The organism is Paraburkholderia sp. ZP32-5, from assembly GCF_021390495.1.
In the GTDB taxonomy this organism is placed as follows: Bacteria; Pseudomonadota; Gammaproteobacteria; order Burkholderiales; family Burkholderiaceae; genus Paraburkholderia.
The window spans coordinates 2,412,009-2,424,221 of the sequence record NZ_JAJEJP010000001.1; the positions used below are offsets into that span (position 1 = coordinate 2,412,009).

At 64.3% G+C, this 12,213-nt stretch carries 9 protein-coding genes; all 9 read right to left on the reverse strand.

Annotated features, from left to right (window positions below):
- Window positions 1–609, reverse strand: a complete 609-nt coding sequence (locus L0U82_RS10225) for a toxin-antitoxin system YwqK family antitoxin (RefSeq protein WP_233830506.1) — start codon at window positions 607–609, stop codon at window positions 1–3.
- Between the two features lie 134 nt (window positions 610–743).
- Window positions 744–2,639, reverse strand: coding sequence for a type VI secretion system tip protein TssI/VgrG (gene tssI, locus L0U82_RS10230; RefSeq protein ID WP_233830508.1), 1,896 nt, complete (start codon window positions 2,637–2,639; stop codon window positions 744–746).
- Between the two features lie 4 nt (window positions 2,640–2,643).
- Window positions 2,644–5,409: a type VI secretion system ATPase TssH gene (gene tssH, locus L0U82_RS10235; protein WP_233830510.1), complete on the reverse strand. Its 2,766-nt coding sequence runs from the start codon at window positions 5,407–5,409 to the stop codon at window positions 2,644–2,646.
- Entirely contained in the window at window positions 5,406–6,761 is a 1,356-nt protein-coding gene (tssG, locus tag L0U82_RS10240; RefSeq protein ID WP_233830512.1) for a type VI secretion system baseplate subunit TssG, read from the reverse strand. The genes tssH and tssG overlap by 4 nt, the downstream gene beginning before the upstream one ends.
- Window positions 6,716–8,479 carry a type VI secretion system baseplate subunit TssF gene (gene tssF, locus L0U82_RS10245; protein WP_233830513.1) on the reverse strand — a complete coding sequence of 588 codons (1,764 nt, stop codon included), beginning with the start codon at window positions 8,477–8,479 and terminating at the stop codon, window positions 6,716–6,718. Before tssF ends, tssG begins: the two co-directional genes overlap by 46 nt.
- Entirely contained in the window at window positions 8,472–8,897 is a 426-nt protein-coding gene (gene tssE, locus L0U82_RS10250; protein WP_233830515.1) for a type VI secretion system baseplate subunit TssE, read from the reverse strand. Before tssE ends, tssF begins: the two co-directional genes overlap by 8 nt.
- A gap of 98 nt (window positions 8,898–8,995) precedes the next feature.
- Window positions 8,996–9,484 carry an Hcp family type VI secretion system effector gene (locus tag L0U82_RS10255; protein ID WP_233830516.1) on the reverse strand — a complete coding sequence of 163 codons (489 nt, stop codon included), beginning with the start codon at window positions 9,482–9,484 and terminating at the stop codon, window positions 8,996–8,998.
- 63 nt (window positions 9,485–9,547) lie between these two features.
- A complete protein-coding gene (gene tssC / locus L0U82_RS10260) occupies window positions 9,548–11,059 on the reverse strand; it encodes a type VI secretion system contractile sheath large subunit (protein ID WP_233830517.1) in 1,512 nt (503 codons plus the stop codon).
- Window positions 11,060–11,113: 54 nt separating this feature from the next.
- On the reverse strand, window positions 11,114–11,671 hold the full coding sequence (tssB, locus tag L0U82_RS10265) for a type VI secretion system contractile sheath small subunit (RefSeq protein WP_233830518.1): 558 nt from the start codon (window positions 11,669–11,671) through the stop codon (window positions 11,114–11,116).
- Between the last annotated feature and the right edge of the window lie 542 nt (window positions 11,672–12,213).

The window sequence follows — 12,213 nt, forward strand, 5'->3', positions numbered from 1 at the left end:
CTAGCCCCTCACCCATTTCTCAAACTTGTTGACGATGCGCGGACCGCCTGGCGTGCCGGGCGCCGATGCCGCCGCGACGCTGCGCCATTCGCCTTGCGGCTTGCCCTTCACGTACACGCGCTCTTCCATCACGCTGCCGTCCGGCGCGAAACGGCGCACAGTGCCGTCGAGCAGATTCGCGCGATAAGGCGACGACTGCACCAGCGTGCCGTCACGCGCATAGTCGCGTGCCTCGCCTTCGAGCATCCCGTGGCGATAGTTCATGCGCCGCACGACCACGCCGTCGTTCATATAGAGCGCTTCGCGTTCGAGCTTGCCAGCCTCGTAATGGAGCTTCGACGTGACGAGCCCCGACGGCGCGTAGGACACGCTCTCGCCGTGCAATACGCCCTGCACGTAGTGCTGACGTGCGGCCGGATTGCCGTCCAGATACAACGTGCTCGCGCCGTGCAGCTTGCCGTTCAGGTAGTGCGCGTGCGTGAGCGGCGTGCCCTGCGCGTCGAACGTGCGCAACGGACCGCTCAGCGCGCCGTGCGCGAAGTGCGCCTGCTGCAGCACGGTGCCGTCGGGCGCATAGCGCGTGGTCTCGCCGTGCGGCACGCCATTCACGAGCGACGCGCGGCCGACCAGATGGCCGGCCTTGTCATGCTCTTCGACGATGTGCGCAATGCCATCCGCTTCCGCTGCTTTCGCGGAAGCGGGTGAATCGGCCGGCGGTGACAGTAACGTTTCGATCGCTGGCCTCAGTTCAGTTTGACGATGCCGCCTTTCAGCGCGAGCATGCCGCCACCGTCGACGGTCTGCGTGGTCGACGCCTTGTGCGACACCGTCAGCCCTTCGCTGCTCAGCGTGGTGCCGGCCTTGCTCGAATGCGTGGTGCCCGCTTCGCTCGCGAGCGACGTACCGGCCTTGATGCTGACCGAACCGCTGACGTCGATCGTCAGATTGCCGCTGACCTTCAGCGTGTAATTGCCGCTGACGGTCTGCGAAAACGCCGCGCTGTTCGTATGCGTTTCGTCGCCGGTGATGGACAGCGTGCGGGTGCCCTTGACGTTGTGCGTCTCCTTGCCGGTCTGCACGTCGACCGTGCGGTCGCCCTTCTGGATCACATGCGATTCGGCGCCGGCGATCACCGTCGTGGTCAGCGCGTTTTCGATCGACACGTTCATGTCTTTCTGCGCGTGGAAGTACAACTCTTCGGAATTGATCTTGTCTTCCATGCGGATTTCGTTGCCGGCGGTGCCGCTTTTCGACGAGCGCGACAGCATCACGCTTTGCGTCTGCAGCGACGGCAGCGCAACCGGTGGCGTGTTGGTGCCGTTGTACACGCAGCCCGTCACGAGCGGCCGGTCCGGGTCGCCGTCGACATAGCTGACCACCACTTCCTGGCCGATGCGCGGCAGCACCAGATGCCCCCATCCCTGGCCCGCCGATGCCTGCGAGACGCGCACCCAGCACGAGCTGTTTTCGTCGGCGCCCGCGCTGCCGTCCCAGTAGAACTTCAGCTTCACTCGACCGTTTGCATCGGTCCAGATTTCCTCGCCCGACGAACCGACCACCTTTGCGGTGTGCGTGCCGGCCACCAGCGGACGCGGTGTGACGAGCGGCGCGCGAAACGGCACCGATTCCGGAAACACGTCGAACTCGTTGCTGTAGGTGTCGTTCGACGCGGTATGCACGACCGCGCGCACCACGTACGCGACATTCAGTGCGCTATTCACATGGCCGCTCAGCGTGAACGACGTGCCGGCCGTCAACGAATAGCAGTAGCCGTTGCCGTGGCCAGTCTGCTGCTGCACGGTTTGCGCGGCGAGCCGCACCGCGGCCTTGCGCGTGCCTTCGGCGGCGGTCGCGTACTTGCCGGGAAACACATAGCTGCGCCCGGTCGGCACCGACGCGCTGCCGCTCGACGTCGCGCTCGAACCGGCCGCCGTCAGATAGTCGTAGTCGGCCAGCACGTGCTCGCCGGACACGATGTCCTGCGTCATCGTGAATTCGGCGAGCCGCTCGGCGCGCGGCGCGATGCTGCTGTCGGGCGCGAAATACAGTGTCGCGGCGGCGCCCGTCTGATGCGCGGACGCGCTGTCGGCGAGCACCATCGTATGGGTGCCGTTCGCGAACGTGAAGAAGTAGAAGATGCCCTCTTCCTCCATCAGCCGCGAGATGAAATCGAAGGCGCTTTCGTCGTACTGCACGCAGTATTCGCGCGCGGTATAGGTGCCGCTGATGCTGAGCTGGAACGTGACCTGGAAGTTGCCGAGCACGGCCTGGATGATGTCGAGCGCGCTCTGGTTCTGGTAGATCATCCGGTCGCGGCCGAGCGTCAGCAGCCACAGGCGCGGCGCGACTTCGGCCGAATAGAATGCGTACTGCGAGTTCGCGCCCGCATGCGCGAAGCGCTTGACGATGCCGCTGAAGTAACGCGCGGTGCCGACCTGATCCTTGACCGTGACCGTCACGACCTTGCCGATGATCGTCTGCGCATCGAGCGCCTTGTTGGTCGAGCGCATCCGCAGATCGAAGTGAAACGGCGCGGAAATCGCCTCGCGGCCCGCGAAACCATCGAGCAGCAGCACGTCCGTGCCGAACGGCGTCGTCACGGAGATGAACCAGTTGTCCTGGCTAGGCACGCTCGACATGCTGCTAGGCCTCCTCGACGGACAGGAAGCGGAAATCGATGCCGCCGTTCTCGCTCACGACCAGATGCACGCCGCCGAACGGTTCCGAAATCGAGATGCGTTCGAGTACCTGACGCGCGAGTTCGGGCAGGATCGATTGCGTCAGGATGTGATCGACATTGCGCGCGCCACTATCCACTTCCTTGCAGCGCTCGGTGATCAGCGCGGCCAGCGGTTCGTCCCACGTCAGGCGCGCATGGTGATTGCTCTCGAAACGCTGCGCGAGCCGCGTCAGCTTCAGATTGACGATCGAGTGAATCTGCGCGTCGCCGAGCGGGTAATACGGCACCAGCACCAGACGGCCGAGGAACGCCGGGCTGAACTGGCGCAACAGCGCCGGGCGCAGACGTTCGGTCAGCGCTTCCGGTTCCGGGCGGCGGCCGCCCGCGCATGCATCGGTGATGATGTCTTGCGCCGCGTTCGAGGTCAGCAGGATCAGCGTGTTCTTGAAGTCGATCGGCACGCCTTCGCCGTCTTCCATCACGCCCTTGTCGAACACCTGGAAAAACAGTTCGAGCACATCCGGATGGGCCTTTTCCATCTCGTCGAGCAGCACGACGCTATAGGGACGGCGCCGCACCGCTTCGGTCAGCACGCCGCCGCGTCCATAGCCGACATATCCGGGCGGCGCACCCTTCAGCCCCGACACGCTGTGCGCTTCCTGGAACTCCGACATATTGACGGTGATCATGTTGCGCTCGCCGCCGTACAGCGTATCGGCCAGCGCGCACGCGGTCTCGGTCTTGCCGACGCCGCTCGGGCCGACCAGCAGGAACACGCCGACCGGCTTGCCCGGATCGTCGAGATCGGCGCGGAACGTGCGCACACGGCGCGCGATCGCATCGAGTGCCTGATCCTGGCCGACCACGCGTTCGGCGAGTTTGTCCTGCAGATACAGCACCGTGTGCAACTCGTCGGCAAGCATGCGGCCGACTGGAATGCCGGTCCAGCCGGAAATCACTTTCGCGACCACCGACGAATCGACGCACACCGGCACCATCGGCTCGTCGCTCTGCACCGCTTCGAGGCCTTTTTCGAGGCGGCCGAGGTTGGCCGTCAGCGACGCGGCATCGTCGGCGTCGTCGCCGTCCGCGGTGTTGCGTTCGTCGGCCAGATGCTCGGCGATCTTCTTGCGCCACGCGATGATCTCGCCGACCGCATGCTTTTCGGTGACGAGCTTGTCCGACAGACGCGCATGCTGCGCGCGGTCGGTTTCGAGCTGCTTCGTGATCGTTGCAATGGCATCGGCGCGGTCGCTGCCGGTGGCCGCTTCGTGGCGCAGGATGCGCAACTGGTTCTCGTTGCTTTCGATCGAGCGGCCGAGCGCTTCGATCTCTTCCGGCACGCCGTTCTGACCGATCGCGACGCGCGCGCAAGCGGTGTCGAGCACGCTGATCGCCTTGTCCGGCAACTGGCGCCCGGTGATATAGCGATGCGACAGCCGCACCGCGTCGCGCACCGCGTCGTCGAGAATTTCGACGCCATGATGTTCGGCGAGCTTCGCGACCATGCCGCGCAGCATGTCGATCGCAACCGCTTCGCTCGGCTCTTCGACCTTGACGACCTGGAAGCGCCGCGCGAGCGCCGGGTCGCGTTCGACGTATTTCTTGTACTCGGCCCACGTGGTCGCGGCGATCGTGCGCAACTCGCCGCGCGCGAGCGCCGGCTTCAACAGATTGGCCGCGTCGCCCTGACCTTCGCTGCCGCCCGCGCCGATCAGCTGATGCGCTTCGTCGATGAACAGGATCACCGGCACCGGTGACGCCTTCACCTCGGCGATCACCGACTTCAGGCGGTTCTCGAATTCGCCCTTCACGCCCGCGCCGGCTTGCAGCAACGCGAGATCGAGCGAGCGCACCGACACGTTCTGCAACGCCGGCGGCACGTCGCGCTGCACGATACGTTGCGCGAAACCTTCGACCACCGCCGTCTTGCCGACGCCGGCCTCGCCGGTCAGGATCGGGTTGTTCTGGCGGCGCCGCAGCAGCACGTCGATCAGTTGACGGATCTCGGCATCGCGGCCGCGAATCGGATCGATCGCGCCTTCGCGGGCGAGCGCGGTCATATCGACCGTGTATTGATCAAGCGCGCTGTGCGCGCCACCGCCGGCCGCGCGCGACATCGACGGCATTTGCGGTTGCTGCGGCGCGGCGGCGTCCGTCGTGCTCTTGCCCGCCGCATCGGGCGAGCCGCCGGCGGCGCTACCAGCCGACTTGCCAGCCGCTTTGCCGGCGGACGACGCTCCGCCGCCCGCATCTTCCGCCGAGCCCGCCAGCACCGTCGCCAGTTGATCGCGCAGGCTCGCGCGCGGAATGTTCAGCAATGCCGGCGCCGATTCGAGCAGCAGACCGCGCAGGCTGTCGATTTCGAGCAGCGCGAGCACCAGCGTGCCCGAACGGATCTGCTGCTCGCCGAGCAGCATCGAGCTGAGCAGCCACGCTTCCTGAAACAGCGCCGCGAAATTCGGCGACAGCGCGGGCGTGCGGCCATTGCCGCGCTTGAACTGGTCGATCGCTTTCTGCAACTGCGCGATCAGTGTGTCCGGCTTGATCTGGAAATGCTTGAGGATCGCCTGCAGATCGGGCGCATCGGACTCCAGCAGCGTCAGCAACAGATGTTCGACGTCGACGTTGTAGTGGGTCTGCCGCACGCACAATTGCGCGGCCTGCTCCATCGCGTGTTTGCACTCGGGATTGAGCTGGGCCAGCAGCGTACGGATATCGATGTTCATGCGCGCAATCCTTCTTGATGACGTCCGGCAGCGGTGGCCGCGCGCAGCGCGAGCCGAACCGGTGCCGGTGCCGGTGCTGGTTCAAGTGCCGTCGACCGCGCGGCGGCAGCCGTGCCGCGCGCGTGGGTCGTGGAAATGGTTTGAGGGGTATTGCTCGTATCGCCGGCATCGTTCGAACGGCGCGCGCCGCCGGCCACCCACGAGGTCCAGCCGAGCCGCGCCGCGCGCGGGCCGCCGAGCGCGCAACTGACGCGCTGCGGCGCCAGCTTCAGCACGAATTCGACGTCGAAATCCTGTTGCAGATAGCAGCGGATCAGCCATTGCGCGAGCGCATGATCGCGCCCGCCCGGCAGCAGCGCGGTGAAACGTTCGCGCGACAGATCCGCGAATTCGATGCGAATGCCGGCCGCCTGATCCCATGCGCGACGGCCCAGCACGCTCTGGCCGCCGAGCCGCGGCGCGCGCGAACCGACGCGCGCGAGCCGCAGCGAATCGCTGGCATCGATATCGCGCCAACCGCCGACGAACTGCGCGCCGCGCACCGGAACGCCGAGGCGGTCGGACAGCAGCGCGAGCAGGCCCGTCATCGAACGCGGCGCGGCGCTCAGCAGCCCCGCGTGACGCAGCCACAGCCGTTCGTCGTGCGGGCCGCGCTGGTCGCCGTTCAGGCCGAGATTGCTCAACGTGTCGAGGCACGCGGCGATCGCCGACGAATGCGGCGAGCGCCAGTTCAGACCCGGCGCGTGCTTCTTGCGGCTGCGATACAGGAACGACAGGAAGCGATGATTGAAGATGTCGAGCAGGTCGGCCATCGCGAAGTCACGCTTCGTCATGGCTTCGAGCACCAGCTCGGTAAACGGCATCGGCAGCGGACCGTTCGCGCCGGCGAGCGTCAGCGCGGCGGTCGACAACGTGAACGCGGGACGCCGGCCCGGGCGCGGACGATGCCGCTCGCGCAGTTCGTGCGGCTCGTGTTCTTCATTGGCCGGCGGCACGGTGCGACTGTCGTGCGGGTCTTTGTGCGAATCTTCGCGCGCTTCGATGCCCACCTCGATGCGCGCCTGAGCGAGTACCTGATCGAGCAGCAGATCGAGCGCCGGGTTGCGCGGTTCGTCGCGCAATCCGCCACGCCGCACGCTGCGCACGTCGCTCGGTTCGAACGCGAGCGACACGGAACCCGTCAGACGCACCGCTTCGCCCGCGCCATTGCCGCGGCCGAGCGCGCGCGCATGCGGCACGGCACGTTCGAGCAGACTGATCGCCTGGAACAGATCGAAGCCTTGCGGATTCGCGATGAGCCGGGCGATCAGAGCAGCTGCTGGCAACCGGTCATCGGTTCCCATTGCTTCCATATCTCGTCTCCGCGGCGCACCACCAACCGCACAAATGAATTGACCGACGTGTACATCGCGAAGAAGCGCGCGAGCACCGCGCCCATCAGCAACGGCGAACCGCCGACGAACGCATGCGCGTCGAACTCGATGCTCACTTCGGTGCCGCGGCAGTAGCCGCGCCATGCGTCGGCGCCGACATGCGCCGTGACGTTGCGCGCCTGAATGCTCTTGATGCCGCGAATCTGGTCCTGCTCGCGCGTGCTTTCCGATGCGAACAGCCGCAGCATCTCCTGCAACTGCTTCTGCCCGGTCGCGCCGCTGACCAGCGACTGATAGTTCAGCGTCAGCAACGAAATCAGCCGCCACAGCGTTTCGCTGCCGAGCGGCGGACTGCGTTGCAGCGTCGGCTCGTAAAGGCAGCGCACGCGCGCGTTCTGCGACACCTTCTCGACCAGCATGCGCGCGCCGACCGGCACCTGTTCGGCCAGATGCCGGTTCGTGCACAGCACGTTCGCGTAGACGACCGGCTCGCTCGGCTGGCTGAGCGCGTTGCTCGCGTCGACGAAGCTGAGGAATACATCGGTGCCCTGCACGTTTTCGCGCAGACTATGCTCGCGGCGCGCGGACCAGAACACCGTCGCGCCGTTGCCCTCGACATGATCGATCGCGGAGAAACCCGGCACGCTCGCCGAGCGTTCGGTCGACGGGTCGGATGCGATCACCGACACGATCGAATGGATTTCCGTCATCGAATCGCGGCGCTGATCCGCGACCAGACGATATTCGTATTGGCGATGGTCGATCGCGATCGGCTCGCTCGTCTGCGAGAACAGATTCACGACCGGCGTGCAGCCGAGCTTGAAATGCTGTGCGCCGAGCATGCCGAGCCCGCGCGGCATCCGTTCGAGATGCAGCACGATTTCGCATTTGCGGCCGGTGCCCATGCGGCCGGCCAGATGATGCAGATCGAAGAAATGAAACTTGCGCGGGAACGCGAAATATTCCTGCATCAGTCCATACGCCGGCTGCGCATGCGAAGGCTGCGGCAGCACGTTGTCTTCCGGTGCGTAGCCGACCTCGCGCCAGGCCGACGCCGGCAGCATCACCGCGCGGCCGCCTTCCGGACGTAGCGACACATCGGTCACGCCGGACACCAGCAGCTCGTAGAGCGGCATCGTCACCATCCAGTCGCCATGCAGATGGATGCGCAACTGTTTTAGTTCGAGTTCCGAAAAATCGACGCCCGGCTCGCATTCGAGCGTCAGACGCAGCGTCGAGTCGTCGCCGAAACCCGCCTGGGTGATCGACAGCGGCCACAGCATCGTGTCCCACGAGGTGCGAAACCGGCACGCGTCGCCGCCTTCGGTCAGTACCTGCAGGCCGGTGTGACGCGGCACCTTGAAGCCCGCGGTCACCTTGCCCTGGCTCGGATCGAGTTCGAATTGCGCGACGCTGACCGACGGCGTCGGCTGAACCAGCGTCGGGCACACGTTATCGAGCAGCGCCGAGGCGACTTGCGGAAATTCCTGATCGAGGTCGCGATGCACGCGCGCGGCAAGAAAGGCCGTCGCTTCGATCAGACGCTCGGTGTGGGGGTCCAGCGATTCGGTGCCGTGCAGAGCGAGCCGCGCGGCGACCTTCGGGTAGCGCTGCGCGAAATCGGCGCCTTGCGTGCGCAGATACGACAGCTCGCGCTTGTAGTACTGGAGGATATCGTCGGGGGCGAGTTCAGGCATGTTCCACCCAACGCGAATCGATATAGCCGTCGCCCGTGGCGGCCAGCTGGAATGCCACGTGACCGACACCGGTTGCTTCGCGCAACCGCCCGTCGATCAACAGCAGCGGATCGCTGCGATCGGCCGGAAAAGCGAACGTCACGGTGACGTTCGCCAGACGCGGCTCGAACAGCTCGATCGCGCGCCGCACCGCCGCGGCGATCGCATCGCGATCGGCGCCCGAGCGCAGCGAACGTTCGGAGAAATCCGGCACGCCGTAATCGATGACCGTGCCGTCACTTGCGGAAAAAGCCGCGACGGTGAGCCGCGAGCGCGTATTCAGCAACCTGCCCAGATCGCGCGCCACCGACTCGCGCAGCGCGCTCGCGCCGACGAGTTGCGTCTCGCCGCCAGCGGCGAGACGGTCGAACAAGGGCACGGCGGAACCCCTTGATAATGCCGACATGAAGCGAATACTCCTGGTGCGCGAAGGGTGAAACGTTGCTGGCTGACGCGGCCCACCGTGAACGAGCGGGATCAGGCAGCCGGCGAGACCGCGATGTTCTTGGTCAGATCCCAGCCGAACGAAGCGGTACCCTTCTTCGTCGAGTCGGTGTTCTGCTGCGTGTACTCGGAGGTCATCTGCGTGAAGTTGATCGACACCGTGTCGCCCATTCCGCCGCCGCCGCTCGTCGAGATCGACGAGATCATTGCGTTCGTCAGCACGTATTTCATGTGCAGCATGAACTTGCCGTTTTCGTTACGGCCGATCGACAGCGTCGCGTCGCCGAGCTTCGTGCCGGCCGCGCAAGCGGCGTACAGACCCGGCGTCGACTGGTCGGTGCTCTTCGAGAGCGTGAACTCCTGGAAGTTCGGACGGCCGAGCGTACGCTCGGTGTTGGTTGCGTCCATGCCCATCGGCAGCGAGATCGCGTGCGAGAACGAGTGGATCACGATCTGATCGGTGTAGCCGTCGATCAGCGCGTTACCCTTGATGTCCTTGATCAGGAGAAGAATCGTATCCATGACAGTCCTGTTTCAAATAAGTAGTTGAGCAGATGCGCGTGCGGCTGGGCCGCACGCGATGCATCAGGCTGCCGCGGCCGGCAGTTCCGCGACGAGGCGAATCGACGCGGTCAGTTCTTCCATCTGGAAGTGCGGGCGCAGGAAGCAGGTAGCGCGATACGCACCCGGCTTGCCCGGCACTTCGGTCACGTCGACACGCGCTTCGCCGAGCGGGTAGCGTGCCTTCGATTCCTGCGATGCCGACGGGTTGATCAGCACGTAGTCCGCGATCCAGTTGTTCAGATAGCTCTCGACGTCGGCACGGGTCTGGAAGCTGCCGATCTTGTCGCGGATGATGACCTTCAGGTAGTGCGCGAAGCGCGACGCCGCGAGCACGTACGGCAGACGCGACGACAGTTGCGCGTTCGCGTTGGCCGCATCCTTGTTGTAGACCTTCGGACGGTTGGTCGTCTGGCTGCCGAAGAACGTCGCGTAGTTCGAGCCCTTCGAATTGACGATCGCGATGAAGCCCAGATCGTTCAGTTCCTTCTCGCGGCGATCGGTGATCGTCACTTCGGTCGGGCACTTCAGTGCCACGTCGCCTTCGTCGGTCTTGAACGTGTGAGCGACCATGCCTTCGACCTTGCCGCCGCCTTCCACGCCGCGAATCGCGGTCGACCAGCCGTAGTTCGCGAACGCACCGGTGATGCGCAGGCCGAGCTGATAAGCCGAGTTCGCCCACAGGTACTTGCTGTGGTCGGTACCGTCGACGTCTTCTTCAAAGTTGAAGGTGTCGACCGGCTTGGTCTTCGCGCCGTACGGCAGACGCGCGGCGTACGACGGCAGCACCAGCGACACGTAGCGCGAATCTTCCGAATCGCGGAAGCTGCGCCATGCGGCGAGTTCGGCGCTTTCGAACGTCTTCGACAGATCGCGTGCAACGCCGAGTTCGGTGTACGACTTGATGTCGAACAGGCTCGGTGCAGCCGATGTGATGAACGGTGCGTGCGCGGCGGCAGCCACCTTCGAGATGCGCTCGAGCAGCGCGAGATCCTGCGGATGACGGCCGAAGCTGTAATCGCCGATCAGCAGCGAGTACGGATAGCCGCCGAACGTGCCGTATTCTTCTTCATAGACCTTCTTGAACAGCACGCTCATGTCGTGATCGACGGCCGTTTCGAGGTCTTTCAGCAGTTCCTTTTTCGTCACGTTCAACAGACGCAGCTTCAGCTTCGAGCTCGTCTCCGTGCCGTACACCATGTCGTGCAGACCGGTCCACGACGCTTCGAGCGCCTGGAATGCCTGGTCGTGCATGATTGCGTTCAACTGGTCGGTCAACAGCTTGTCGATTTCGGCGACGCGCTCGTTGATCATCGCGACCACGGTCTTGTCCGGGCTCGTGCGCATACCTTCGTCGAGAATCTGCGACGCGAGCTGACCGATCAGCTTTTTCGCGTAGACGCTTTGCGATTCTTCGACTGCCATGTTGCCTTCGTGAACGATCTGTTCAAGCAGGCTCAGTTCGGCGCCCGGCGCCGCTGCTGCGAGTGTCTGGGTATCGCTTGCCGCGCTGCCCGCTGCGTTGTTGCTTTCCATCTGGATCACCTATAGATGTTCGTTTTGCCTGTAAATCGAGGCACGCTATGCCGTTCAGGCAGCGGGTGCGTCGGCTGCGGGTTCTGCCGCGGCTTCAGACGCGGCGGCTGCCGGCTTGTCACCGGCGCTCGCCTGGCTTTGAACCTTCTTCAGTTCTTCCGAGTTCTGCACGATGCGCTCGAGGATGTGATCGAGTTCGTCGTTGCCGTCGAGCTTGGCCAGCAGATCGCGCAATTGCTGACGCGCTTCGAGCAGCTTCGCCAGACGCGGCACCTGTTGCACGATCGCTTCCGGATGGAAGTCGCCGAACTTGTCGAACTTCAGTTCGACTTTCAGGTTGCCTTCGCCTTTCATCGTGTCGGGCACCGACAGATCGAGACGGGGGGCGATCTTGCTCATGATCTCGTCGAAGTTGTCGCGATCGATCTCGACGAGCCGGCGCTCTTTCAGCTTCGGCAGCGGCTCAGCCGGATGACCCGACAAATCGGCCAGCAGACCAACGACCATCGGCAGCTCGCGCTTTTCGAGCGCATCGCCGATTTCGACGTCATAAGTGATCTGGACGCGCGGCGGGCGATTACGCCCGACCCACTTCTGCAAACTATTGGACATACGTGTCTCCCGCGAAAGCTCGCAAGCATTTAGAAAACCGTCCCGCCCCGCTCAAGCCGACTATCGGCCAGCGAATCAGGTCATTCCGGGTAGGACGCGCCTGGCTCACCCAGGCGCGAACGAACACCGTCATACACGTATCGGCATGCACGGTGGAATCTTTAGGCTTTTTCCTCCAGTTTCGGGTTAGTACCTATCAAGAGTGCTACGAAATAAATTCAGTGCCCTTTTCAAACCGCATGCGTGACGGGTTTGCACGGTGTACGAAGTGTTTCCGCACCTTCGCGACAAAGCGCCCGCGTTGTGCACGCGCAGCATGCCATCGTTTTATTGACGGACGATGACGAACGCTCACTGACTCCACGAATTTTCATGACTCCGCGCATGGAAAAGCGCGCCTGCCAAGCGGGCGGAATTTTGCCCCGATTTCGCATGAATTTTCATCCCCATTTCGAGGTATTGCCAGTCAATGCCGAATACGGCAGCCTGCTATTGTCTTTATCGATACCGTCAACACGCGCTTGCGCCGCGAACGCAACGGC